The sequence below is a fragment of the Streptomyces sp. MGP-BFMKR1 genome (assembly GCF_057766585.1).
Window position 1 is genome coordinate 5337843 of sequence record NZ_CM173408.1, and the last position, 25606, is coordinate 5363448.

The window sequence follows — 25606 nt, forward strand, 5'->3', positions numbered from 1 at the left end:
CCTCGTGCCGCTCGTCCGCCTCGGGGAGGCGGGGCCCGGGGGCGCGACAGTCGGGGTCGGTGGGCGGTGGGCCCGGGCACGGCGGCGAGCGGGTTCGTACGCGGTGGTGGCACTCCCACGGTGTGGCACTCCCACGGCGGAGCGCGGCGGTCGCGCCGGCCGGGCGGCTCCGGCCCGCCGGGCGCACCGCTCCCAAGCCGCCGGAGAGCCGGGCTCCGCCAGGCCCGGCTCTCCGGCACCTCACCGCCCGCCGCGGGGAGCCCCGGCGGGCGCCGTACCGGACGCCCACCGCGAGCCAGGCCCGCGCCCGCCCCGCCCTCGCCGCGCGGGCCCGGGTGCCGCGCGGCACCGCCCGCCACCCGAGTCCGACCCCGAGCCCGGGCGCACGCCCTCCCGGCGCACGAGCCCTCCGCCACGGCGGTCCGCCGCCGGCGGACGCACCCCGCCACCGACCGGAGGCGGCACCACGGAGGCGGCACCACGGAGGAGGCGCGAGCGAGAGGGGACTACGGAACGGCGTCGCGGGGCGTTCCGGGCGGCGCGAGTCGTCGGGGACGGAGACCCGGAGATGGAGACGCGGGGAGGGAAGGGTTTCGACGGCATGAACGGCCCGCGCCTGGCATAGGAAGGTCATCGGGCGACTCAAGGCCCACATCGGCCGAGCGGGTGATCCCTGTGGTGGTCAGCCACCCTTGCGTAGCGATCTGTGACTGTTATCACCGCCCAAGTGTGATCTGTGATTTAGGGAGCCCCGGCATGCGGGGATAACCTGCCAGGCGGACATGCCGCGTACCCGGCTGACGCGTACAACCTCGAAGCCACCCTGTAGCGACCTTGGTGACCGCGTCGTCACGCTGCCCTTCGCGGCACGCCCGCGCAGACAAGAACCGCGATCACTCAGACCGCCGGTGTAGTTGAGAAGCAAAGGGACGGACGCGCGTGGACCTGTTCGAGTACCAGGCGAGGGACCTCTTCGCCAAGCACGGTGTACCGGTGCTGGCCGGTGAAGTCATCGACACGCCTGAGGCGGCGCGCGAGGTGACCGAGCGTCTCGGCGGCCGGGCGGTCGTCAAGGCGCAGGTGAAGGTGGGTGGCCGCGGTAAGGCCGGTGGCGTGAAGCTCGCCGCCGACCCGGCCGACGCGGTCGAGAAGGCCAACCAGATCCTGGGCATGGACATCAAGGGCCACACGGTCCACAAGGTCATGCTGGCGGAGACCGCGGACATCGCGGAGGAGTACTACGTCTCCTTCCTTCTCGACCGCACCAACCGCACCTTCCTCGCCATGGCCTCCGTCGAGGGCGGCGTGGAGATCGAGGTCGTCGCGGAGCAGAACCCCGAGGCGCTCGCCAAGATCGCGGTGGACGCCATCGAGGGTGTGACCGACGAGAAGGCCCGCGAGATCGTCGCCGCGGCGAAGTTCCCGGCCGAGATCGCCGACCAGGTGGTCGAGGTCCTGAAGACGCTGTGGAAGGTCTTCATCGAGGAGGACGCGCTCCTCGTCGAGGTGAACCCGCTGGTCAAGACGGGTGACGGCAAGGTCATCGCGCTGGACGGCAAGGTGTCGCTCGACGCCAACGCCGAGTTCCGCCAGCCCGACCACGCCGCCCTTGAGGACAAGGCCGCGGCCAACCCGCTGGAGGCGGCGGCCAAGGCCAAGGGCCTGAACTACGTCAAGCTCGACGGCCAGGTCGGCATCATCGGCAACGGCGCGGGCCTCGTCATGAGCACGCTGGACGTCGTCGCGTACGCGGGTGAGAACCACGGCAACGTGAAGCCCGCCAACTTCCTCGACATCGGTGGTGGCGCGTCCGCCGAGGTCATGGCCAACGGCCTGGAGATCATCCTCGGCGACCCGGACGTGAAGTCCGTCTTCGTCAACGTCTTCGGCGGCATCACCGCCTGTGACGCGGTGGCCAACGGCATCGTGCAGGCGCTGGAGCTCCTCAAGACCAAGGGCGAGGACGTCACGAAGCCGCTGGTCGTGCGCCTCGACGGCAACAACGCGGAGCTGGGTCGCAAGATCCTGACCGACGCGAACCACCCGCTGGTGCAGCAGGTGGACACGATGGACGGTGCCGCGGAGCGGGCCGCCGAGCTGGCTGCGAAGTAAGGGACGAGGTCACCAGTAACCATGGCTATCTTTCTCACCAAGGAAAGCAAGGTCATCGTCCAGGGGATGACCGGCTCCGAGGGCCAGAAGCACACCAAGCGGATGCTTGCCTCGGGCACGAACATCGTCGGCGGCGTGAACCCGCGCAAGGCCGGCACCACCGTTGACTTCGACGGCACCGAGGTACCGGTGTTCGGCGGCGTGAAGGAGGCCATCGAGGCCACCGGCGCCGACGTCACGGTCATCTTCGTCCCGGAGAAGTTCACCAAGGACGCGGTCATCGAGGCGATCGACGCCGAGATCCCGCTGGCCGTCGTGATCACCGAGGGCATCGCCGTCCACGACACCGCCAACTTCTGGGCGTACGCGGGCAGCAAGGGCAACAAGACGCGCATCATCGGCCCGAACTGCCCCGGCCTGATCACCCCCGGTCAGTCGAACGCCGGCATCATCCCGGCCGACATCACCAAGCCGGGCCGCATCGGCCTCGTGTCCAAGTCCGGCACGCTGACGTACCAGATGATGTACGAGCTGCGCGACATCGGCTTCTCGTCCTGCGTCGGCATCGGCGGTGACCCGATCATCGGCACCACGCACATCGACGCGCTCGCCGCGTTCGAGGCCGACCCCGACACCGACCTGATCGTCATGATCGGCGAGATCGGTGGCGACGCCGAGGAGCGGGCCGCGGACTTCATCAAGGCCAACGTCACCAAGCCGGTCGTCGGCTACGTGGCGGGCTTCACCGCGCCCGAGGGCAAGACCATGGGCCACGCCGGCGCCATCGTCTCCGGCTCCTCCGGCACGGCGCAGGCCAAGCAGGAGGCCCTGGAGGCCGCGGGCGTGAAGGTCGGCAAGACGCCGTCCGAGACGGCCCGCCTGGCCCGCGAGGTCCTCGCCGGCTGACACGGTCGCTCCGCACGCGGTCCCGCCGGACCGGCCGACCAGGCCGCCGGGACGACCGCGTGGGCTGACTGAACCGCGCGACGGGCGCGGGTCCACTCCCCCAGGGGGCGTGGACCCGCGCCCGTTGTCGTATGCGGCGCCCACGTGGCCCCTGCCCGCCGGCCGGTCGCGGTTCTGACTGTCAGGGGTGGCCGCTGGGGCCGCTGGGCGCGGTGGGCCCGGTGGTGGCGGTCTCTCCCGTGGCCGTCACGTCCGTGGGGGACGTGGCGTCGGGAGAGGGCGAGGTCGAGGAGGACGGGGGCGCTGAGGAGGCGGGGCCCGGGGACGTCGCGGCGGGGCGGGTCGGGCCGGTGGTGGGCGCGTCGGACTCCGCACTGGTCACCAGGGTCAGCGCCGTGGCGGCGGCGATCAGCGCGGTGAGCCCCACGGACGCGCGGACCATGAGGGTCGTCGTGTGCTCGCTGCCGGTACGGACGGCCTCCGCCGCGCGCACGCGTACCGGCTGCGCCACGGCCAGCGCGCCCAGGCGCTGGTGCAGGGCCGCGCCCAGCCGGTCCCGGGGGACCCGGCGCAACTCCGGCAGCCGCTCGACCAGCGCCTGCCGGGCGTGCATGAGCCGACCGGCGGTCGCGGGGGTGCTGGCCTCGGTCTCGGCCGCCGTTTCGGGCAGGTCGAGCCCCACGCCGTCGTAGAGGAGCAGGGTGCGGCGGTACGAGCGCGGCAGGCTCAGCAGCGCGTCGAGCAGTGCCGGGTCGCTGGGCGGTACGGTGCCGGGGCCCGCCTCGATGGCGGCCCGCCGCACCGCCCGCCGCAGCGCGGCCAGCCCCCGGCCACGGGCCCAGCGGCGGCGCCGGATGGCACGAACGGGCGGCTCGTCGGCGTGGGCGCCCGCGTCGGTGCGCGGCTCGGCCGCGTGGGGGCGGGCCTCGGTGGCCTCGGTGGCCTCGGTGGTGGTGTGAGCGCTGGTCTGGTTGGTGGCGCGGACCGGTGCGTCCTTGGTTGCGGGCGCGACGGCGACCGGCCTGCGCCGGGGCAGGCGCGGGCGGAGCCGGCGCGGGGCGAGCAGCCGCCCGCGCTTCTCGGGCTCCCCCTCCGCCGGGGCGGGGGGCGTCGAGTTGGTGGTGGGGGAGTCGACGGGGGCGCGGGGCGGCTTCTTGCGTTCCGGGCGCAACTGGTGCCACGGGGAGAGCGCGAACTCGTACACCGCTGCCCGCACCCAGCCGGCCGGATCGCGGTCGACGGCGACTTTCGGCCACTGCTGCCAGGCGAGTCGGAACGCGTACTCCACGGCCTCCTCGGCGAGCTGGGACCGCCCGGTGAGTAGGTACGCCTGTCGGGTGAGCGCCGGCGCGTGCCGGGCGTACAGGGCGTCGAACGCGGCGGCGGGGCTGGCCGGGACGCCGTGCCCAGGGGCCTCGCCGGCAGCCGACTCCGGCTCGCCGGGCGCGGGGCCGCCGCCGGGCCCGGCCACCGCAGCAGCCGGCAGGGCGGCGGTGGCCGGCGCTGCCGTCGGCCGCGCGTCGCTGTCCGTGGGGCGTGGCGGTGCGTCGGCCGCGGTGCGGCGCGGCGCGGAATCGGAGGTTCCGCGGCTCCGTACGCCGTGGCCGTTCGCGGCCTTCGGCCGGGGCTTCGCGCCACCACGGCCCGCGGACTTCGCGGACTTCCTCGGCCGCGACCCGCGCGCTCGGCCCGGTTCCTGCCGGGAGCCCCGTTCCCGCCGGGGGTTCGGCTCCGTGCTGGAGCCCGGCTCCTGCCTGGAGTCAGGTCGGCCGCCGGGGTCTGGCTCGTTCCTGAGATTCGGCTTGCTGTCCGGGTCGGCCGGCTGGTGGGTCGGGCCGACGGCGTTCGGCTGAACCCCTCGTTCCGGGTGCTTCCAGCGGACCGGCCCGCCCGGCCGCTCCCACCCGCGCGAGCGGCCCGGCGGGGCGCCGCGGTTGCGCTGGCCCCGTGGCGGTCGCCGCGACGGCTTCGGTTGCCCCAACCGGTCCCGTCGAACTGGCCGATCCGAGTGGTTCTGGGAAGCCGTACGGGCCGGCGGCTGCGGCGTACGCCCCGATGGGTCCGCCCCGGCCGAGCGTCGACGGTGGCCGGATATCTTCGCTCGTGCGTCACCCGTAGTGGCGTTCCCGCCCGCCGTGGCGCCGCCCTCACCCGTCGGGGCCGGTTGCGTGTCGGCGGGGGCCGAACCCGGTTCGGCCGCCGCGCCCCCGCTCGGCGCGGGGCCGCCCTCGCGGGCTGACGAACCGCTCGTACGCGCCCCCGCCTCCCGCCGTCGGCCAGCACCCCCGCCCCGCGACGGCGATGGCGACGGCGACGGTGACGGCGAATGCGCGCGGGGAGAGGCCGCGTTCGACGTGGCGTCAGGCGGCGCGGCGTCAGGCGGCGCGGCCTTGCGGCGTCTCATGCGGGGGGCTCGGCCGTGGGGGCGGCCGTGGTGGGCGAGTCGGTACGGGCAAAACGGATCAAAGCTCGCATATGAATATGTTGAGCGACACGGCGACCATGTGCCTGCTACGGGGACAAAACGGGTGTTATTGGGAGCATGGCCGGGTGACCCACATGACCGATCTGAGCCTTTCGTCGTCCTCGCGGGGCCTCGTTGCCGCCCGGCGCTCGCCTGCCGCCGGGCAGGCGTTGCTGAGCGGCGCGGTGGCCGCCGGGCTGGGGCTCGGCGCGCTCGCCGTCGTCGTCCTGCTGCTGTGGATCACCTCGCCGTTCCCCGACGGCAGCCCCGACGGCACCCTGCGGGTCGCCGCGGGCCTGTGGCTGCTGGCCCACGGCGCCGAGCTCGTCCGCACGCACACGGTGACCGGCGGCCAGACCACGATGGGCCTCACCCCGCTGCTGCTCACCGCGCTGCCGTGCTGGCTCCTCTACCGCGCCGGGCGACACGCCGTCGAGGAGGCCGAGGCGGCGGCCGAGGCCGCCGGTGCGCGGTCGGGGCGCCGGCCCGGGCGGTGGGAGAGCGTGCCCCTCACGGGACCCGCCGAGCGCGCGGCCCCGTCGGAAGCCGACGCCGGTGCCGACGATCACCGCGAGGCAGCCCCGGCCGCCCAGCCCACCGCCCGGCCGTCGCTGCTCGGTTCGGACCGCGCGGACCACCCCGGACAGATGGCGCGCTCCGTGATCGGTCTGGTGGTCGGCGGGTACCTGCTGGTCGGCGTCGCGGCGCTGGTGTACGCCGACTCCGGCGCGCTGCCCGTCGAACCCGGCGGCGCCCTGTTGCGGATGGCGGCCCTGGCCCTGGTGGCGGTGACCGCCGGCGCCTGGTTGGCCAGTGGGCGCCCCGCCTGGCCGCTGCCCGCCCCCGCCCGCCTCGCGCTCGACCTCGTCCCGTCGGCTGTACGCCGCAACCTGCCGCCACCCGTGGTGGTGGCCGCGCTGCGCGCCGGCGGCTGGGCCACGCTCGTGCTGGTCGCCGGGGGCGCGGTGCTGACGACCGTGTCGCTGGTGACCAACGCCGGGGCGGTGGAGGGCGCCTTTCCGTACCTGGCGCGCGACTGGTCGGGACGGTTCGCGGTCCTCGCGCTCTGCCTGGCGCTGTTTCCCAACGCGATGGTGTGGGGCGCCTCCTACGGCCTCGGAAGCGGCTTCACGGTGGGCGCGGGCAGCCTCGTGGGGCCGGTGGAGACGACGGCGTACCCCGTGTTGCCGCACTTCCCGCTGTTCGCCGCGTTGCCCGAGACCGGGCGGGGCGATCTCGTGCTGTGGGGGCTCGTCGGGGTGGTGCCGGCGGTCGCCGGGCTCGCGCTGGGGCGCGCGGTCGCCGTGGCCGCGAGCCCGGAGCGCGGGCGCGCCGGCCGGGCCCGGGGGTGGGGCTGGGCGCGCACCGCCCGCGCGACCGCGCTGGCCGGCCTGGTCTGTGGCGCCGCGACGGCCCTGCTCGCCTGGGCCGCGGGCGGCCCGCTCGGCACGGGCACGCTGGCGGAGTTCGGCCCCGACCCGTGGTGGGCCGGGCTGGCCGCGCTGGTCTGGACGGTGGTGTTCGGCGTACCGAGCGCGCTGCTCGTGCGCTGGTGGCGCCGGCTTACGTGGCGTCGGCCTACGTGGCACCGGCGAGTGTGGCGCCTGCGACCGGCGTGGTACGACCGGTGGCGCAGCGCGCGGGCGTACGCGGCGCAGTGGAGCGCGTACGAGGCCGCGGTGGAACGGGCCTACGAGGTCAGCGGCGTCGCGGGCGCCGACCCCGCGCAGGACGCGTGGCACGCGACGGGCGCCCGGCGGGCGCGCTGGGCGGCGCTGCGAAAGTCATCGGGCGGGCTGATGGCCGACTTCGAGCCCACCATCCCGCCGAGCGACGACACCACCGAGCCCGCGCTATCGACTGAGCCCGCGCCACCGGACTCGCCCGCCCCCCGGACTTCACCTGACGCGCCGACCTCGTACGCGCCGCCTGTCTCACCCACCTCGCTGGCCGCCTCCACCCCACCGCCCTCCTACGCCCCGCAGCCACACCCCGTTGTCGAGCGGCACGCCCCGTCGCTCGCGGCCACCGCCGGCACCGCCCCGGCCACGGGCGACGGCGAACCGGACGAGCCGGATCAGGCGGGCACCGGCGGGGCAGACACCGAGCCGCGCGCCCCCGCCCGCGACCCGCGCCGGTCGCCCGACCCCAACCTCGACCCGAGCCGGCCCGGCCCGGAGAGCCAGCCGGGCTCGGAGGCCCGGGGTCCGGTCGAGGGCCCGTGACCACGGCGCGGAGCGACGGCGCGGGCTGGCCGCCGCGCGGCTCGGCACATGGCCGTGGGGGCCGGCCGTCGATCGGCCGGCCCCCACGGGTCGCTCGCGTCGGGCCGCTACGGGAAGCCCGATGGTCCGCTCAGACGTCCCCAGCCGTCCTCAGTCGTCCAGGATCGGCCGGAGCGGCTCCGGCAGGTGCCGGTCGCACGTCTGGCGCGAGGACTTGGTCAGCGCGTCGTCCGTGCACGTGTAGTAGTCGCTGTACACGAGCTGGAAGGTGTACGTCGCGATGACGATGGCCAGCGCGATGCCGCCGGTCACCACGCCGCTGATGGCCGCCGTCGACTGCTGCCGCGAACCGTTGCCGTTCTTCGGGGCGGGCAGCGGCGCCGAGGTGGCGTCGGGCGCGGGCGGCGGGGCGTCCACGGCCGCCGCCGCGGGCTCCGGCCGGCGCTGCTTGGCCCGCAGCGCGCTGATCCCCCAGTACAGCGCGAGCGCGCCGAGCAGCAGGGCGATCTCCGGCAGGCTGAACAAGGCGAAGAAGAACGCCCACATGCCGGACAGCAGCGAGTAGCGGGCACGCCGCTGGGCCGGGTCGGTGGGATCCCAGCGGGAGCCGCCCTTGCCCTTCTGGCCGTTCTGGTTGCCCTGGTCGCTCTGTCCACGCTGGGCGTTGGGTCGGCCGCCGCTCGGACTCGCGCCGAAGCCGCCACCGCTGCTGCGGCCCGGCTGCCGGCTGCTCCACTGGCTGCCCCACGCCGGCGGCTGCTCCTCCTCGTCCTGCCCCTGGCCCTGGCCCTGCCCCTGCTGGGACCCCTGGCTCTGGCCGGACTGCTGGCCGTGACCCTGACCGTGGCCCTGCCCCTGCCCCTGGGGCGGCGCGCCGCCCTGGTCGCCGGGGCGCGGGCCCCAACCCTGGGTCGCGCCCGGGCCGGCGGGGGGCTGCTGGCCGCCGCCCTGCTGCCCCTGGCCGGTGGGCTGGTCGCTGGCCGCCGGTCCCCAGCGGGCCCAGCGGTCGCGCTTGCCGCGCTGTCCCGCGCCGGCGCTCGCCCCGCCCGGCGCGGGCGGGCCGCTGGGCGCGGCGGGCCAGGCCGGCGGCTGCTGGCCCGGCTGCGCGGGCGGCTGCGCCGGGGCGTGTGGCTCGCCGGCCGCGCTCTGCCCGTTGGCGGGTGCGCCCGGCGTGGTGGGCGCGGCGTTCGGGGCCGCGGGCGCGTCGGCCGCGCCGGAGCCGCCGCCACGCTCCCCGTCGGTGCCGGGGCGCGCGTCGCCGGCGCCCGACTCCCGCGCACCCGGTGAGTCCTGGGTCCCCTGCGAGCCGTGCGCGTCCTGCGACCCCTGCGCGTCCCGAGGCTCCTGCGAGCCTTGTGTGTCCTGAGACTCCCGCGGCTCCCGTGAGCCCTGTGGGTCGGGCGTGCCCTGCGGGCCCGACGGGTCGCCCTGCGGGCCCGACGCGGGCGGGGTGGTGGGGTCGCTGGGGCCGTCACCGGGGGAAGCGGGCGACGAGGGCCGCCCGTCGCGCAGCAGCGGCAGCACGCGTGGCGTGTCGGCGTACCTCATCGCGACCCCCCGGCACGGAGGGAAGACGGTGGGAAGTGGAGCGCCGCGCGGCGGTATGGGTCCGGCATGTGGAGTGTGTCTTCCCCTTGTGTCGTCGTCCCGCGGGCCGGGCCTGGTGGCCCGGCTGGCGCCGTCCGGCCTGGGCGCAGACGGGACTGTGGTTCCCACGTCATCAGCAAATCCTCCGGGTCGGTCCGCTCGACCCCGCCCCCTGGCGACCCTTCTTCCTGGCGGTCCCCCGGTGGAGTCCCGGTGGTTTCCCGGGCCTCCGGGGCGGTTTCTCCGGCTTTCCCAGCGGATTCGCAGTCCAGACGCTACCTCCCGTGCGCGCCCCCGTCCCGTGGGGGCCGTTGCGTGTGCCGGTATCGTTGCCGACGGTCGGCCGCTTCGTAGAGTTCCCTGGAATTCCGCGTTCCGCGATCTCGTACGACCGTACAAAGCCCGGCCGCGGCGGAATGTCCAGGTCAACCGCCGTGCCGGCACCAGGCAACCGCATATCGCTCCACCGCGTCCGGCGCGCCCGCTCCGGCCGCCCCGTCCGTCCCGCCCCTCCCCTCGCCCCGTCCGTCACCCGCCGACACCGTTCGATCCCACCGCCCGACCCGGGCCGGGGGAGCGCGCCGCTCGCCGTGGCGTCGGACCGCACCACCCGTACGACCAGCGCACCACCCCGCACGTCCCGCACCACCCGCACCACCCGCGTGAGGAACCCCGCATGCGCGTGCGGCGCCCGTGCGCGCACCACGAGAAAGAGACCGCCGTGGCCTCCCCGCCCCCCTCCGCGCCCCCCTCCGCATCGGCGGGTGCCGAGCGCGCGCCCGCTCCCGCCGACCCGCCCCGGGCGGGCGGCACCGCAGCTCCCGGCGAGCGCCCCGCCGCCATGGCCGTCGCCCCGCGCGGGCCCGGTGAGCCCCCCGCCCGGCTGGTCGTGCTGGTCTCGGGGTCGGGGACGAACCTGCAGGCCCTGCTCGACGCCATCGCCGCCGACCCGGACGGGTACGGGGCCACCGTGGTCGCCGTCGGCGCCGACCGCACCGGCATCGTCGGCCTGGAGCGGGCCGAGCGGGCCGGGATCGAGACGTTCGTGTGCCGGGTCGGGGCGTACGGGACGCGCGCCGAGTGGGACCGGGCGCTGACCGAGGCGACCGCCGCGTACGAGCCCGACCTCGTCGTCTCGGCAGGGTTCATGAAGATCGTGGGCCCGGAGTTCCTGGCCCGCTTCGGGGGGCGGATCGTCAACACGCACCCCGCGCTGCTGCCGAGCTTCCCGGGCGCCCACGGCGTGCGGGACGCGCTCGCGTACGGCGCGAAGGTCACCGGCTGCACCGTCCACTTCGTCGACGACGGGGTCGACACCGGTCCGATCATCGCCCAGGGCGTGGTCGAGGTCCGGGACGAGGACGAGGAAGACGGGGGGACCGCTCTGCACGAGCGGATCAAGGAAGTCGAGCGCAGGCTGCTCGTCGATGTCGTGGGGCGTCTGGCCCGACACGGCTACCGCATTGAGGGACGAAAGGTAAGAATCCCGTGACCGTCGAAGGTACGAAGCGGCCCATTCGCCGCGCGCTGGTCAGCGTCTACGACAAGAGTGGGCTGGAGGAGCTGGCGCTCGGCCTGCACGCCGCGGGCGTCCAGCTCGTCTCGACCGGCTCGACGGCCGGGAAGATCGCCGCGGCCGGGGTGCCGGTGACCAGGGTCGAGGAGCTGACCGGGTTCCCGGAGTGCCTGGACGGCCGGGTCAAGACGCTGCACCCGCGTGTGCACGCGGGCATCCTCGCCGACCAGCGCTTGGCCGACCACCGCGAGCAGCTCACCGAGCTGGGCGTGGAGCCGTTCGAGCTGGTGATCGTGAACCTGTACCCGTTCGAGGAGACCGTGGCCTCCGGCGCGGACCCGGACGCGTGCGTGGAGCAGATCGACATCGGCGGGCCGTCCATGGTCCGGGCCGCCGCCAAGAACCACCCGTCGGTGGCCGTGGTCGTCAACCCCGACCGCTACCCGCAGGTGCTCACCGCCGTGGCTGACGGTGGTTTCGACCTCGACCACCGCAAGCGGCTGGCCGCCGAGGCGTTCCACCACACCGCCGCGTACGACACGGCCGTCGCCTCCTGGTTCGCCGCCGACTACGTCGGGGGCGGCGAGGAGTTCCCCGGCTTCGTCGGCGCCACCTACGAGCGCAAGAACGTGCTGCGCTACGGCGAGAACCCGCACCAGGGCGCCGCCCTCTACACCGCCGGCCGCGGCGGCCTGGCCGAGGCCGAGCAGTTGCACGGCAAGGACATGTCGTACAACAACTACGTGGACACCGACGCGGCCCGCCGCGCCGCCTACGACCACGGCGCTGACCAGGCGTGCGTGGCCATCATCAAGCACGCCAACCCGTGCGGCATCGCGGTTGGCGCGGACGTCGCCGAGGCGCACCGCAAGGCGCACGCCTGCGACCCGCTGTCCGCCTTCGGCGGCGTCATCGCGGTCAACCAGCCGGTCTCGCGCGCCATGGCCGAGCAGGTCGCCGACATCTTCACCGAGGTCATCGTGGCCCCGGACTACGAGGAGGGCGCCGTCGAGGCGCTCGCCAAGAAGAAGAACATCCGGGTGCTGCGCTGCCCGCAGGCCCCCGCCGCCCAGGTGGAGTTCCGCCCGATCGACGGCGGCGGCCTGGCCCAGGCCAAGGACGCCTTCCAGGCCGACGGCGACGACCCGGCGAACTGGACCCTGGCCACCGGCGAGGCGCTGGACGCTGCCGGGATCGCCGAGTTGGCGTTCGCCTGGCGCGCCTGCCGCGCGGTCAAGTCCAACGCGATCCTGCTGGCCAAGGACGGCGCCACGGTCGGCGTCGGCATGGGCCAGGTCAACCGGGTCGACTCGGCGCGCCTCGCGGTGCGGCGCGCGGGCGAGGAGCGGGCGCGGGGCGCGTACGCCGCCTCCGACGCGTTCTTCCCCTTCCCCGACGGCCTTGAGGTGCTGACCGAGGCCGGCGTCAGGGCCGTGGTGCAGCCCGGCGGTTCGGTCCGCGACGAGCAGGTCGTCGAGGCCGCGAAGGCGGCCGGCGTGACCATGTACTTCACGGGCACGCGCCACTTCTTCCACTGAGCCCACTCTGAGCTCACCCTGAGTCCACCGGCCCCGCCATCCCGGCGGGGCCGGTGGCCCAGCCGTTCCCCCAGCCCGTACGGGGCCGCACCCCGGGGCCAGGTCAGCGCCGACCGGCCCGGGGGCGCGCCGATCTCCGCTTATCCAGGAGGATGGGTCCATGACCGCCCAGATTCTCGATGGCAAGGCCACCGCCGCCGCGATCAAGTCCGCTCTCAAAACCCGCGTGGAGGCGCTCCAGGCCAAGGGCGTGCAGCCCGGTCTCGGCACCCTGTTGGTGGGCGACGACCCGGGCAGCACGTGGTACGTGGCGGGCAAGCACCGCGACTGCGCGCAGGTGGGCATCGCCTCCATCCGGCGCGAACTGCCGGACACCGCGACGCAGGAGGAGATCGAGGCGGTCGTCCGCGAGCTGAACGAGGACCCCGAGTGCACGGGGTACATCGTGCAGTTGCCGCTCCCCAAGGGCATCGACACCAACCGGGTCCTGGAGCTGATGGACCCGGCCAAGGACGCCGACGGGCTGCACCCGATGAGCCTGGGCCGCCTCGTCCTCGGCGAGCCGGGGCCGCTGCCGTGCACCCCGTACGGCATCATCCAGCTCCTGCGCCACCACGACGTGGCCATCGACGGGGCGCACGTCGTCGTCGTGGGCCGCGGCATCACCGTCGGCCGCTCGATCGGCCTGCTGCTGACCCGCAAGTCGGAGAACGCGACCGTCACCCTGTGCCACACCGGCACCCGCGACCTGCCCGCGGCCCTGCGCCAGGCCGACATCATCGTGGCCGCCGCGGGCGTGGGGCACCTGATCAAGCCGGAGTACGTCAAGCCGGGCGCCGCGGTGCTCGACGTGGGCGTCAGCAGGGACGGCGAAGGCAAGATCGTCGGCGATGTGGACCCCGGCGTCGCCGAGGTCGCCGGCTGGCTCTCGCCCAACCCCGGCGGCGTCGGCCCGATGACCCGGGCGCAACTCCTCGTCAACGTCGTCGAGGCCGCCGAGCGCGCGGCGCGGGCGCAGGACTGACCCTGGGCCCGGGTGCCGCCGGCACCCGCGCGGCCAGCGGGTCACGAGAAACCAGAGCAAGGGGGCGACCAGCCATGAGCCAGCCATGAGTGCGCACGCGAGCGGCGAGGGCGGCCTGGCCGCCGCAGCGGCCGGAGCCGCGGCACAGCACGGGCCGCGACCGGGAACGCGGGCCCAGCGCCACTCCGGACCCGGCCGCGGCTCGCGCAGATTCCCGCGGATCACCCGGGACACGGCGCGCCCGGAGGGCGGCGGCCGGGCGGCGAGCGGACAGGCGCCCGCGCCGGCGCGCCAGTGGCCGCTGCTCACGGTGATGAGCGGCGTCGCCGCCGGGCTGCTGGTCGTCGCCCTCGACGCGCACCGCGCCGGCACCCTGGTGATCGGCTTCTCGCTGCTCCTCGGGGCGCTGCTGCGCTGGTTGTTGCCGTCCGTGGGGATGCTGGCGGTCCGCTCGCGCTTCACCGACATGGTGACGTACGGGCTGCTCGGGTCCCTGATCGTGGTGCTGTCGATGATGACGCAGCCGGACCCGTGGCTGGAGATCCCGTTCCTGGAGGACCTGATGGAGTTCACGGTCCGCTGAGCCGGGTTCCGCGCGCCGGCCGGTCGGCTTGGCGGCGGGGCGGGTACGACATGACGGCGGCTCGTCCTCCACCCCCGTGGGAGGACGAGCCGCCGCTCGCTGCGTCCGGGGCACGTCCTCCGGTGCATCCGGTGCTGCAGAAGTGACGGCCACTGTCGCGCGGTATTGCAGTGTCGCGCTGGTGTCGTGGTATCACGCTGGTGTCGCACTGGAGCGCGGATTGTTTCCCGGCTCGCGTTTCGAACTGTGTACGAGCATCGCCGCGGGGGCCGCTGCGGATCAAGCGCAGGGTGTGGCCTGTGGCGCGGAAGTGACTGTTCCGGTACCGCGTCGCAGTTACGCAACGGGACCGCTGCGAACGCGTCCCCTCTGACCTGCGCCGCGCCCGCCCGGCCGGTGGCGAGCGGATCGACGGTGCGGCGCGGCGGGCGAGACGGTCGCCGCCGGCACCGGCAGCGGACGGCGCGGCGGAACGGGGTCCCGTGGTGCGTCCCGTATGCGGGAAACTGTCATCCTTGGGTACGGCCTGCGGTCAGCGGATCTGACGGTCGGATGGACGCACGGTCGGCAGGTCGCACGGTCGGTGTGGTGTCGGCCGGGCCGCGGGCGTTGGGCGCTCGCCGGAGCCGGGCGTACGGGGCGGGCCCGATGACGACGTCGTACGAAGCGAATGAGGAAGTAGGGGGGCGGGGGACGATGCCTCGCTGGAGAGAGCTTCCGGTGGAACTCGATCCGCGCGTGCGGGACTTCACCGAGCGGCTGCGCGAACTGGTCGAACGCGCCGGGCTGAGCGCGAGCGCGGTCGCGGAACGCACCGGCTACGAGCGCGCCGCGTGGGGGCGCTTCCTCGGCGGCAGGGCGCTGCCGCCGCGCGACGCCGTGGCGGCGCTGGCCGAGGCGACCGGAGCCGACGCGGACGAGTTGGACGCGCTGCGGGACGCGGCGGAGCGCGCGTCGCGCGGCGCGGAGGCGCGGCACGACCGCGCGACGACACCACCCCGTGGCGCCCCCGTGCGCCCCGCGCTCGCGCAGGCCGCACGGCGCGACGGCGCGAGCGCCACGGCCCCGGCGCGGGCCGAGTCGGGGGTGCGCGACGTCGGAGAGGCGGGCGGCTCGGCGCGTACGGACGCGAGCGAACCGGCCGCCATGGCCGACGGCGGCCCGGGCGCCGGGCGGCGTACGGCGGCGGCACCGGCCGCGTCGAACGGGCGCACCCCGCCACGGTCTTGGCCGGTCCTTGACCGGGAGCGTGCGCTCGGCAGTGGTCCCACCGCCGCGTTGGTCCGCCGCCCCACGGCGCGGCGTGCGCCGGCGGGGGAACGGGCCGTCGCGGGTCGGCAGGCGGCCACCGGCGACGAGGCCACGGCCGACGCCAGGCCGGCGGCCGGCCAGCAGACCACCGGCCGACCGCTGCCCGACCGGGGCCAGCGGGCCCTGCCACAGCCGCGGGCGCCGCGCTCCGAGCCCCGCCGACCGGCCGCCAAGCGTTCGCTCCTGACGGCCCGCAAGGCGCTGACCCGCAAGGCGGCGTCGAACGCGGACCCCACCGCGAGCGGACCGACGCCCGAGGGACCGGACCTGCCCGCAGCGCCGTTCGCGGCCGACGCGGACGCCACGGCCATCCCGGCCAACCCGGCCCCCGCAGCCGCCGCGCCGAAGGCGACGCGGCGCCCGGGCGCGGGCGCGAACGAGCCGGCGCTGCCGGCGGACACGCTTGAGGCGCGGCGGGCGGCCGACCTCCTCGCGGCGATGCTCAAGGCACGGGACGCGGCGCGCGCGAAGAGCACGGCCGACGAGGAGGCCGGACCGTCCGCTGCCACGCCTGACGAGACGGCGGCGACGAACCAGGAGGTGGCGGACCAGGCGGAGGCGGGCCAGGCGGAGGCGGAGCCGGCGACGGCTTCGCAGGAGTCGGACGCGGCGGAGTCGGGGCCGGCGGCCGAGCCTGACGACGCGTCGCCGTCAGGGGCGGCCACTGAAACGGCGCCACCACCAGAGCCCGCCGCTCGGGCTGGCGCGGTGAAGCCGAAGGCCGGCGCCGACGCGGGGCGGGCGAAGGGCTCCGCCGAGGCACGGCCGGCGACCGATGCGGCCGAGGCGACCGAGGCGACCGAGCCGGGGGACGCGGCGGACGATGCCGCGCGCCCCGCGCCCCGGTTGGCCTGGCCACGGGCGCTCGCGACGCCGACGCCGACGCCGGGTCAGGGCGCGCCGCCGCGCACGCCCACGGGCCCCGCACCCCGGGCCGCCGCCGGCGCGCGCCCGGCGCGCCAGTCGTGGGCGCACGGGCCGGCGGAGGCCGACGAGCCCGGGGCGCCGGCGCGGAGCCTGGTGCCGGCGGCCCCGGTCCCGATCCCGGCCGCCGCCACCGGCGCCACCGGCGGCACCGGCACCGGCGCCCGCACCGGTGCGGAGCCCGCGCCACGGGGCGGGTCCGACGCGCCGCCGAAGCCTGCCGTGGACGGCGAACCGGCCGCGCCCGGCGCGCCGGGCGGGCGCTGGCACCGGCTGGGCATGTTCGCGGCGGGCGTCGTGGGCACCCTGCTCGTGGTCGCGGCGGCGATGCTCGTCTTCGACGTCCGGTTCGGTGACGACGAGTCGAACCGGTCCGCCCCGACGACGACGCCCAGCGCGCCCCTGCCGGACGGGGTCCGGTGCACCGGCGCGGCCTGCGGCGGCAAGGACCCCGAGGCGATGGGCTGCGGCGGGACGCACGCGAAGACCACCACCGACGCCATGGTGGGCGGCGTGTACGTGGAGGTCCGCTACAGCAAGGTGTGCGGCGCCGCCTGGGCCCGCATCGCCCAGGCGGCACCCGGCGACGAGGTGCGCGTACGGGGCGGGGCCGCCGGCGCGGAACGGGGCCAGGAACGGCGCCGGACGGCGGACGCCGACGGCGACGCGTACACCGCCATGGTGCCCGTGCGGTCGGCGAAGCTGGCCACGGCGTGCGTCACGCGGACGACGGGCGAGACCGGGTGCACCAGTTCGTGATGGGCCGTGAGCGGCCGGTGCCGGTGCTGGTGCCGGTGCGGGCATTGCGGCTTCGTCGGCCGGGTGGTCGAGAAGCGGCCGGCCGTACGCGGGGCGCGCCCAAGCGGTGCGAGGACGCCGCCGGCACGGCGCGCGCGCCGGCGGTGAGGCGGGGGTGGCGGCGGCGGTGCGGCAGCGGGCCAGTCGCCCGGCGCGAGGGGAGTCGGCGGCGCTCTTGACGGAGCGTCACGCGGGGTGGCCTGCTTTGCCCTGTTCTGTTGGTGAATTGCGTAGGGGGCGTGACCTTTCGGTGATGGTACGCATTCCGGGGGCATGCGCACGCCAATGCGGGGCAAGCGACTAGTAACCCCCCACGGGTACGGCAAGGCCGCTGGCGGTCGTTCGCGTTTCCTCCTGAGCGCGAACGGCCGCCGCTGGCTTGTCCGGGCCGGCCCCGCCCGGCCCGCCGGCGCTACTCCCGGAGCCGCGCGGGCCGCCCCGCGCCCGACCCTTCGGGACGCGTGGCCGAATCGTCCGTCGACCCGCACCCCACCCCGTGCGGCGAAGGCGCACGGCGTGTGGCGGGGGGGGGGGGCGGGACAGGGCGCGGCGCCCCGCACGACGACCCGCAGGCCACCGCGCCGGCAGGCTCGTAACGCCGCGCGTAGCGGAGTGGCCACGGCCGGCATGGCCGCCGCGATACAGCAGGCTCAGCCGCTGCCGCACAGCGGGCTCAGTCGCCGTCGCACGGCCGGTGAGGTGGGACACACCGGGCAGCGGAGTGGGCGTTCGCCGCGTCGGATAGCCTGACGCCGCGTCTCTCGATACCAAGAGACCTCGGAAAATGGGCAGGGACACCCACCGCTAGCTCGCAGCAGGAGATCGCCATGACCCGCACTCCCGTCAATGTCACCGTTACCGGCGCGGCCGGCCAGATCGGCTACGCGCTGCTCTTCCGCATCGCCTCCGGCCACCTCCTCGGCGCGGACGTGCCGGTCAAGCTCCGCCTCCTGGAGATCCCGCAGGGCCTCAAGGCCGCCGAGGGCACGGCCATGGAGCTCGACGACTGCGCGTTCCCGCTGCTGCGCGGCATCGACATCACGGACGACCCGAACGTGGCCTTCGACGGCGCCAACGTCGCCCTGCTCGTGGGCGCCCGCCCGCGGACCAAGGGCATGGAGCGTGGCGACCTGCTGGAGGCCAACGGCGGCATCTTCAAGCCGCAGGGCGCGGCGATCAACGCGCACGCCGCGGACGACATCAAGGTCCTGGTCGTGGGCAACCCGGCCAACACCAACGCGCTCATCGCGCAGGCCGCGGCGCCGGACGTGCCCCGCGAGCGCTTCACCGCGATGACCCGCCTGGACCACAACCGCGCCGTCTCGCAGCTCGCGCAGAAGACCGGCACCCCGGTCAGCGAGATCCGCAAGCTCACGATCTGGGGCAACCACTCGGCCACCCAGTACCCCGACATCTTCCACGCCGAGATCGCGGGCAAGAACGCCGCCGAGGTCGTCAACGACGAGAAGTGGCTGGCGGACACCTTCATCCCGACCGTCGCCAAGCGCGGCGCCGCGATCATCGAGGCCCGCGGCGCGTCCTCGGCCGCCTCGGCCGCCAACGCCGCCATCGACCACGTGCACACCTGGGTCAACGGCACCGCCGCTGGTGACTGGACGTCCATGGGCATCCCGTCGGACGGCTCGTACGGCGTGCCAGAGGGCCTCATCTCCTCCTTCCCCGTCACCACGCAGGGCGGCACGTACGAGATCGTGCAGGGCCTGGAGATCAACGAGTTCTCGCGAACCCGCATCGACGCGTCCGTCAAGGAGCTGGCCGAGGAGCGCGAGGCCGTGCGCGGTCTGGGCCTGCTCTGATCCACCGGCCCGCCCCGGGCCGCTGAGCCTCGCGGGCTTCCGGGCTCCGGTCCTCCGCGGCCGGGCTCGCGGGTCGTGGCGCGTACGCCGTGCCTGAGAGACACGAAAGGCCGTTCCCCGGCAGCGTGCTGGGGGACGGCCTTCGTCGTGCGACGGGCTGTGACGACGGGGCCGTGCCGGCGGAGCGTACTGACAGGACGTGCCGACGGGGCCTGCCGGCGGGGTGTGCCGGCGGGGCGTGCCGGCGCGGCGTACGTCGGCCGACGGCACGCGTAAGTCATACGAACCAGCAGTTGTCCACAGGGGCCCGGCCCCACTTATCCACAGCCTCTTCCGCTTTTCCCCACGCCCGCCCCGCCTCCTCTAACGTGAAACACAGCTCGCGGACGACACCCCCGCAACCCGTCGGGGACCACGTGCCGTTCGCCGTCGCGATGACGGGCGGGCGCGTTCTCACAGGACGCGCCCCTGCCGCTGGCGTCGTGGCTGACAGAGCGTCAGGAGCGTGCGCTCAGCGCCGAAGTGGAGGTGAAGCGATGGACCCGCGTGGCGGTGGCAGTGGCCACGTCCACGGTGTAGGCATCGATGGTCAGCTTGCCCGTCGACACCTTCATCACCATGAAGCCGTGCTGGCCGAAGTCCTGCCAGCGCGCCGGGTGATCGTCATGTGCCTTGCCGTCGCCCTTCTTGCCCGCGGTGCCGCACACGATCTGCCGCGTGCCCCGCGACCGCTTGGTGGGCTCAAGGATCTGCTGGGTGTGGTCGTGCCCGGACAGGATCAGGTCGGCCCGGCCGCACACCACCTCCTCATACAGCTCCTTGAGGTGCACGCCGCTGGTGTAGTGGCCGATCGTGAAGCCGTCATAGGAGCCCGCACTGCCGTGCTTGCCGTTGTTCAGGTACGGGTGGTGCCCGATGACGATCTTCCAGGTGGCACGGGAGGCCGTGAGCGCCGAGTCCAACCAACGCCGCTGCTCGCGCATGTAGGGGCCGTCCCAGCGGAAATACGGGTCGAGCTGAGTGACGGTCGAGGCCACCGGGTTGGTGTCCACCGCGAAGAACTCCACCACGGGCGCGCCCCTGCCGGGGCCGGCCGGCAGCGCGGTCGAGTAGTAGCGCGCGGGCATGTGCCAGCGGCGCGACGTCGTCGCGTACGCCACCTCGCGGTCGCCGCGCGAGGGGTCGCCGCCGCTGCCGGGTATCAGCCCGGAGCAGTCGTGGTTGCCCAGCACCATCAGCCACGGCACGTCGATGCCGGTGTTGGGCTTCTCGAACTTGGTGTGGAACTCGTCGTCGTGCGCCGACTCGGGCCCGTTCTCATACAGGTTGTCGCCCAGGCCAATGGCCAGCCCGACACCCTCGGTGCGGCACACCTGCCTGGCGGCTTCGGCGACGGCGTACTGGGCCTCGTTGCCGGTGCCCGCGTCCCCGGTGACCAGCACCGCATACGAACCCCCGGGCCCCGGCCGGCTGGGTAGGGGGAACTTGTCCACCGGGGCGCCGCTCGCCGCCTGCGCGGCCTGCGCCGCCTGGGCTGCCTGCGGTAGCAGGGCGAGCGCCGCCGCCCCGGCCACCGCGCCACCCAGCACGGTGCGGCGACCCACGCCCGAGCCAGCGGCACCGGCGACGGGCTCGGCGGCGGGCCGGCCGGTGGTGACGATGCTGTCGTCGAGGTCGAGCCACTGCCTCTCGGTCAGATCCGGGCGCGGCGGTGTGTATTCGTCATCGCACATGCCAGGTTTCTCGCAGGTAACTTCGACCCGCTGGTGGAGGGACCGCGAACACCCGGTGAAGGTCTGCGGGCGGCGGGGGAGGAGGGGAGGGAGGGGGGAGGGGCCCCCGCCCCCACGCGGCTTCTCCGGGCTCCCGTCCATGCCCCCTCACGCCAACGCCCCGCTCGCGCCTCCCGCCAGCGCCTCCACGCCAACGGCCCGCCCCATGCCAACGGCCCGCCCCGCGCCGAGCGGCGAGGCGGGCCGTAGAGGGAGCCGGGGTGCGGGCTCCGAGAGCCGGGGCATTAGACCGGCCAGGCCGTAGGGGCTTGGCCACCTGAGCCGGGCCGAGCCGAGACCGGCCGCAGCGAGTCACCCCGAAAGAGCCGGCGAACCGCTCCGAAAGGGCCAGCCGAGCCCCGCACCCCAACCCGAACCCGAACCCGAACGAGCCAAGCCGGGCCCGAGCGAGCAGGCCACGCAACGGAGGCCAGACCCCACCAAGCCAAGCCAAGGCGCCAAGCCGAGGGGCGCACCGAGCCCAGACCGGCCCGGCACCGAGCCCAGACCAGCCAAGGCACTAAGCCCAGCCGAGCCACCAAGCCAAGGCGCCGCGCCAAACCCAGACCGGCCCGGCACCGCCAGCTATCCAGCCAGCCACCAGTCACCGCGCCCCGACCGGCCACCGCGCCCCCACCGGCGACCTACTTGCCGAACTGCTCCTCGAACTTCGCGATGTCGATGACCTCGCTCGCGGGCGGCGGGGTGGTGTCGACGGGCTTCTCGTAGTCGTTCAGCTCGACCGTGCCGGGCTCCTTGCCGCCCACGACGCTGATCTTGAGCGGGTAGGGCTTGCCGGTGGCGGCGACGTACATCGTCTGCTTGCCGCCGTCGTCGCTGGGGCCCGTGAGGGGGACGACGAGCTGGCTGCCGAGCTTGGTGGGTTCGCCCTTGGTCAGCTTGTCCTTGGTGTCGCTGTCCGACTTGATGGATGCCTGCATCGCCGACAGGTTGCACATGTCGGCGTTGTCCTTGAGCATTTCGTCGTCGGTGGTGCCGTGGATGTAGCGGTCCTTGAACAGCTCGGCCGCCGCCTCGCCCTCCTTGCCGCCGACGTCGGGCTGCGTCCAGAACTTGGCGTTCGGCTTCATCCAGACCTTGGTGTCGGCCTTGATCAGCTCGGAGCTGGCGCCCTGGCCGTCACCGATGGTGCCGTTGCAGTTGCCCTTCTTGTCGAGGGCCAGGTTGATCTTCAGCGATTCCGCGCCGGTGCCCTGGTCCATCTTCATGCGCAGCGAGGTCGCGCCGAGCAGGGCCTCCTTGGCCTTGTCGGAGATCTGCTGCGCGGACAGGTCGGCGAGTTCGTTCTTCGGCTCCTGCGACCCCTTGTCGCTCTTGCTGTCGCTGTCGTCGCCGCAGCCCGTCAGGCCCAGCACCGCAACCACACAGGCCGTCGCGGCCAGTACGCCGTGCTTCCTCGTCATGGTGAGATCCATCCCCCTCAGTTAACTAGCGGAGGGTGAATTTATCAGCTCTTTACTCCCCAAAGATTGCCAGGCTTGATTACAGGTAGTGAGACAGACCACTTTCCATGAAGAGTGATGCATACGTTGGTGTCTTCCGGGGAGGGGTTCCGGTTGCTGGTGTGACCAGCAGTGGAACATTTCGGTGTATCGGAAGGCAGAACCAACGTGTCGGCGATCGAGACCATCCATGTTGACGGAGAGTGGCAAGCGGCTGCCAGTGGCGCCGAGCGGGAGGTGCTCGACCCAGCGGACGCGACCACCCTCGCAACGGTGGCCGAGGGCGACGCGTCCGACGTTGACGCGGCGGTCGCCGCGGCGCGTCGGGCCTTCGACAGCGGGCCGTGGCCGCGTACGCCGGTGGCCGAGCGCGCCGCGTTGTTGCGCCGGGTGGCCGACCTTCTCCAGCGGGACCGCGAGGAGATCGCGCTGACCGAGAGCCGGGACACCGGCAAGACCCTGGAGGAGGGTCGGGTCGACGTCGACGACGTGACCGCCGCCTTCCGCTACTTCGCCGACCTCGTGATGAACGAGAGCGGCGGCCGGGTCGTGGACGCGGGCAGCCCGGACGTGCACAGCGTGGTCGTCCACGAGCCGGTCGGCGTCTGTTCGCTGATCACGCCGTGGAACTACCCGCTGCTCCAGGCGAGTTGGAAGGTCGCCCCGGCGTTGGCCGCGGGCAACACCTTCGTCCTCAAGCCCAGCGAGGTCACCCCGCTGTCCACCGTCCACCTGGTGCGCCTCCTGGTGGAGGCCGGGTTGCCGGCCGGCGTGGCGAACCTGGTGACCGGCGCGGGCGACCCGGTGGGCGCCCGCATGTCGGAGCACCCGGACGTCGATCTCGTCTCCTTCACCGGCGGTCTCGCCAGTGGCGTCAAGGTCTCCCAGGCCGCCGCGCCGACCGTGAAGAAGGTCGCCCTCGAACTGGGCGGCAAGAACCCCAACGTCGTCTTCGCCGACGCCTGCGCCACCGAAGAGGGCTTCGACACCGCCGTCGACCAGGCGCTGAACGCCGCGTTCATCCACAGCGGCCAGGTCTGCTCGGCGGGCGCCCGGCTGATCGTCGAGGAGTCCGTACGCGAGCGCTTCGTCGCCGAACTCGCCCGCCGCGCCGAGCGGATCAAGCTCGGCCGGGGCACCGAGCCCGGCGTCGAGTGCGGCCCGCTCGTCTCCCGCCAGCAGTGGGAGAAGACGCGGGCGTACGTCGAGTCGGCGCTGGCCGAGGGCGCGTCGCTGCGCTGCGGCGGTGGCCAGCCCGAGCCCGCCGCGCACCGCCCCGCCACCGGGTTCTTCTTCGCCCCCACCGTGCTGGACCAGTGCCACCGCGAGATGCGCGTGGTCCGCGAGGAGACCTTCGGGCCCATCCTCACCGTGGAGACCTTCCGTACCGAGGACGAGGCGGTGGCGTTGGCCAACGACACCGAGTACGGGCTCGCGGGCGCCGTGTGGAGCTCCGACGCGGGCCGCGCCCGCCGGGTCGCCGGGCGGCTGCGGCACGGCACCGTGTGGATCAACGACTACCACCCGTACCTGCCGCAGGCCGAGTGGGGCGGGTTCGGCAAGTCCGGCGTGGGGCGGGAGTTGGGCCCCACGGGTCTGGCGGAGTACCGCGAGGCCAAGCACATCTACCAGAACCTGGACCCGCGGCCCGTCCGCTGGTTCGCGGGCTGACGCCCCGCGGGCACCCTGGCCCGCGCGCCCCCGCGGGCACCCCCAACCCGCCCGCCCCCGCGGGCGCGCCCACCCGCCCACGGCCGCCGGCGGCTCAGCCCGCCGGCCGCCACGGTCCCGCCGGCACCCGGGCACCCGGGCACCCGCGCACAAGCGCCAGCACCCTCGCGGGCAGGCAAGCCCGCCCCACCCGAGCGGACGCGCCAGCACCCCCGCCCCCGCGCGGACGTACCAACCCGCTCACCCCGCAGGCACGCCAACCCGCTCACCCCCGCAGGCACGCCAACCCGCCTGCCCACGTCCCACGTTCACGCACGTACCTTGCAGAAGGAGTGACCCTCCATGCCCGTTTACGACTACGTCGTGGTCGGTGGTGGCACCGCCGGCTCGGTGATCGCCTCCCGGCTGACCGAGGACCCGAACGTCACCGTCGCCGTCATCGAGGGCGGCCCCACCGACATCGACCGCCCCGACGTACTCACCCTGCGCCGCTGGCTCGGCCTGCTCGGCGGCGACCTCGACTACGACTACCCGACCACCGAGCAGCCACGCGGCAACTCGCACATCCGGCACAGCCGCGCCCGGGTCCTCGGTGGTTGCTCCTCGCACAACACGCTGATCAGCTTCAAGCCGCTGCCCGGCGACTGGGACGAGTGGGCCGAGGCCGGCGCGCGGGGTTGGGACGCGGCGTCCATGGACCCGTACTTCGCCCGGCTGCGCAACAACATCGTTCCGGTGCACGAGAAGGACCGGAACGCGATAGCCAGCGACTTCGTCGCCGCCGCCCAGACCGCGCTCGACGTGCCGCGCGTCGAAGGGTTCAACAAGGCGCCGTTCCACGAGGGGGTCGGCTTCTTCGACCTGGCGTACCACCCGGAGGACAACAAGCGCTCCTCCGCCTCCGTCGCCTACCTGCACCCGCACATCGAGGCGGGCGACCGGCCGAACCTCACCCTCCTCCTGGAGACCTGGGCCTACCGGCTCGAACTCGACGCGGACCGGGCCACCGGCGTGTGGGTGCGGGCCAAGGACGGCACCGAGGAACTCGTCGAGGCGTCGCGCGAGGTGCTGGTGTGCGCGGGCGCGGTGGACACCCCGCGGCTGCTGATGCACTCGGGCATCGGCCCGCGCGGTGACCTGGAGGCGCTGGGCATCCCCGTCGTCCACGACCTGCCGGGCGTCGGCGAGAACCTGCTCGACCACCCCGAGTCGGTCATCGTGTGGGAGACCAACGGCCCGATCCCGGACAACTCGGCGATGGACTCCGACGCCGGCCTGTTCGTACGCCGCGATCCCGCATCCCGTGGCCCGGACCTGATGTTCCACTTCTACCAGATCCCCTTCACCGACAACCCGGAGCGCCTCGGCTACGAGAAGCCCGCGCACGGCGTGTCGATGACGCCCAACATCCCCAAGCCGCGCAGCCGCGGCCGGCTCTACCTCACCAGCGCCGACCCGGCCGTCAAGCCCGCGCTCGACTTCCGGTACTTCACGGACGAGGACGACTACGACGGCCGCACCCTGGTGGACGGCATAAAGATCGCGCGCCGGGTCGCGGCGCAGGAGCCGCTGGCCGGATGGCTGGGGCGCGAGGTGTGCCCGGGGCCTGAGGTCACCTCGGACGAGGAGATCAGCGAGTACGCCCGTAAGGTCGCACACACCGTCTACCACCCCGCCGGCACCTGCCGGATGGGCGCCGGCGACGACGAACTGGCCGTCGTGGACCCGGAGTTGCGGGTGCGGGGGTTGCGGAACCTGCGCATAGCCGACGCGTCGGTCTTCCCGACGATGCCGGCCGTCAACCCCATGATCGGGGTCCTGATGGTGGGGGAGAAGTGCGCCGAGATGTTGGTGCGCACCCAGACGCCGGGAGGTGCCGCGTGAGCAGCGCCCGC

At 74.5% G+C, this 25606-nt stretch carries 15 protein-coding genes; 11 read left to right on the forward strand and 4 right to left on the reverse strand.

Features of this window, described 5'->3' with window-relative positions; translation table 11 throughout:
* Positions 1-939: 939 nt before the first annotated feature.
* A complete protein-coding gene (gene sucC / locus AC3CHW_RS21095) occupies positions 940-2112 on the forward strand; it encodes an ADP-forming succinate--CoA ligase subunit beta (RefSeq protein ID WP_176162121.1) in 1173 nt (390 codons plus the stop codon).
* A gap of 21 nt (positions 2113-2133) precedes the next feature.
* Positions 2134-3018, forward strand: a complete 885-nt coding sequence (sucD, locus tag AC3CHW_RS21100; protein ID WP_176162120.1) for a succinate--CoA ligase subunit alpha — start codon at positions 2134-2136, stop codon at positions 3016-3018.
* 181 nt (positions 3019-3199) lie between these two features.
* On the opposite strand, the gene AC3CHW_RS21105 is transcribed toward sucD, so the two are convergent.
* Positions 3200-4489: a hypothetical protein gene (locus tag AC3CHW_RS21105; RefSeq protein ID WP_488467503.1), complete on the reverse strand. Its 1290-nt coding sequence runs from the start codon at positions 4487-4489 to the stop codon at positions 3200-3202.
* 1088 nt (positions 4490-5577) lie between these two features.
* Between AC3CHW_RS21105 and AC3CHW_RS21110 the strand changes: the two genes are divergently transcribed.
* Positions 5578-7707 carry a cell division protein PerM gene (locus AC3CHW_RS21110; protein ID WP_488467504.1) on the forward strand — a complete coding sequence of 710 codons (2130 nt, stop codon included), beginning with the start codon at positions 5578-5580 and terminating at the stop codon, positions 7705-7707.
* Between the two features lie 150 nt (positions 7708-7857).
* On the opposite strand, the gene AC3CHW_RS21115 is transcribed toward AC3CHW_RS21110, so the two are convergent.
* Positions 7858-9255 (reverse strand): hypothetical protein, encoded by a 1398-nt coding sequence (locus AC3CHW_RS21115; RefSeq protein WP_488467505.1) that lies wholly within the window; start codon positions 9253-9255, stop codon positions 7858-7860.
* A gap of 880 nt (positions 9256-10135) precedes the next feature.
* On the opposite strand from AC3CHW_RS21115, the gene purN reads away from it, so the two are divergent.
* The 6 genes from purN to AC3CHW_RS21145 all read left to right on the forward strand — a co-directional run bounded on the left by purN (position 10136) and on the right by AC3CHW_RS21145 (position 18805).
* Positions 10136-10786, forward strand: a complete 651-nt coding sequence (purN, locus tag AC3CHW_RS21120; protein WP_488471125.1) for a phosphoribosylglycinamide formyltransferase — start codon at positions 10136-10138, stop codon at positions 10784-10786.
* The gene (gene purH, locus AC3CHW_RS21125; RefSeq protein WP_488467506.1) at positions 10783-12348 is read left to right on the forward strand and encodes a bifunctional phosphoribosylaminoimidazolecarboxamide formyltransferase/IMP cyclohydrolase; all 1566 of its coding nucleotides are present in this window, start codon (positions 10783-10785) and stop codon (positions 12346-12348) included. The genes purN and purH overlap by 4 nt, the downstream gene beginning before the upstream one ends.
* 160 nt (positions 12349-12508) lie before the next feature.
* Positions 12509-13372 (forward strand): bifunctional methylenetetrahydrofolate dehydrogenase/methenyltetrahydrofolate cyclohydrolase, encoded by an 864-nt coding sequence (locus AC3CHW_RS21130; RefSeq protein WP_398612127.1) that lies wholly within the window; start codon positions 12509-12511, stop codon positions 13370-13372.
* 85 nt (positions 13373-13457) lie between these two features.
* A complete protein-coding gene (locus AC3CHW_RS21135; protein ID WP_187060860.1) occupies positions 13458-13955 on the forward strand; it encodes a DUF3017 domain-containing protein in 498 nt (165 codons plus the stop codon).
* A 696-nt stretch (positions 13956-14651) separates the two neighbouring features.
* The gene (locus AC3CHW_RS21140; protein ID WP_488467507.1) at positions 14652-16949 is read left to right on the forward strand and encodes a helix-turn-helix domain-containing protein; all 2298 of its coding nucleotides are present in this window, start codon (positions 14652-14654) and stop codon (positions 16947-16949) included.
* A gap of 866 nt (positions 16950-17815) precedes the next feature.
* A complete protein-coding gene (locus tag AC3CHW_RS21145) occupies positions 17816-18805 on the forward strand; it encodes a malate dehydrogenase (RefSeq protein WP_176162112.1) in 990 nt (329 codons plus the stop codon).
* A gap of 497 nt (positions 18806-19302) precedes the next feature.
* Here AC3CHW_RS21145 and AC3CHW_RS21150 read toward each other — a convergent pair whose 3' ends face one another.
* Entirely contained in the window at positions 19303-20538 is a 1236-nt protein-coding gene (locus AC3CHW_RS21150) for a metallophosphoesterase (RefSeq protein ID WP_488467508.1), read from the reverse strand.
* Positions 20539-21221: 683 nt separating this feature from the next.
* A complete protein-coding gene (locus tag AC3CHW_RS21155) occupies positions 21222-22001 on the reverse strand; it encodes a hypothetical protein (protein ID WP_488467509.1) in 780 nt (259 codons plus the stop codon).
* 207 nt (positions 22002-22208) lie between these two features.
* On the opposite strand from AC3CHW_RS21155, the gene AC3CHW_RS21160 reads away from it, so the two are divergent.
* Positions 22209-23711 (forward strand): aldehyde dehydrogenase family protein, encoded by a 1503-nt coding sequence (locus tag AC3CHW_RS21160; RefSeq protein WP_488467510.1) that lies wholly within the window; start codon positions 22209-22211, stop codon positions 23709-23711.
* A 342-nt stretch (positions 23712-24053) separates the two neighbouring features.
* Positions 24054-25595 carry a GMC family oxidoreductase gene (locus AC3CHW_RS21165; RefSeq protein WP_488467511.1) on the forward strand — a complete coding sequence of 514 codons (1542 nt, stop codon included), beginning with the start codon at positions 24054-24056 and terminating at the stop codon, positions 25593-25595.
* Positions 25596-25606: the final 11 nt, after the last annotated feature.

What these genes read in the sequence shown, in the direction of transcription:
- sucD (WP_176162120.1), top strand. Translation starts at nt 2,134, where the DNA reads ATGGCTATCTTTCTCACCAAGGAAAGCAAGGTCATCGTCCAGGGGATG.
- AC3CHW_RS21110 (WP_488467504.1), top strand. Translation starts at nt 5,578, where the DNA reads ATGACCGATCTGAGCCTTTCGTCGTCCTCGCGGGGCCTCGTTGCCGCC.
- AC3CHW_RS21115 (WP_488467505.1), bottom strand. Translation starts at nt 9,255, where the DNA reads ATGAGGTACGCCGACACGCCACGCGTGCTGCCGCTGCTGCGCGACGGG.
- purN (WP_488471125.1), top strand. Translation starts at nt 10,136, where the DNA reads ATGGCCGTCGCCCCGCGCGGGCCCGGTGAGCCCCCCGCCCGGCTGGTC.
- AC3CHW_RS21130 (WP_398612127.1), top strand. Translation starts at nt 12,509, where the DNA reads ATGACCGCCCAGATTCTCGATGGCAAGGCCACCGCCGCCGCGATCAAG.
- AC3CHW_RS21135 (WP_187060860.1), top strand. Translation starts at nt 13,458, where the DNA reads ATGAGTGCGCACGCGAGCGGCGAGGGCGGCCTGGCCGCCGCAGCGGCC.
- AC3CHW_RS21140 (WP_488467507.1), top strand. Translation starts at nt 14,652, where the DNA reads ATGCCTCGCTGGAGAGAGCTTCCGGTGGAACTCGATCCGCGCGTGCGG.
- AC3CHW_RS21145 (WP_176162112.1), top strand. Translation starts at nt 17,816, where the DNA reads ATGACCCGCACTCCCGTCAATGTCACCGTTACCGGCGCGGCCGGCCAG.
- AC3CHW_RS21150 (WP_488467508.1), bottom strand. Translation starts at nt 20,538, where the DNA reads ATGTGCGATGACGAATACACACCGCCGCGCCCGGATCTGACCGAGAGG.
- AC3CHW_RS21155 (WP_488467509.1), bottom strand. Translation starts at nt 22,001, where the DNA reads ATGACGAGGAAGCACGGCGTACTGGCCGCGACGGCCTGTGTGGTTGCG.
- AC3CHW_RS21165 (WP_488467511.1), top strand. Translation starts at nt 24,054, where the DNA reads ATGCCCGTTTACGACTACGTCGTGGTCGGTGGTGGCACCGCCGGCTCG.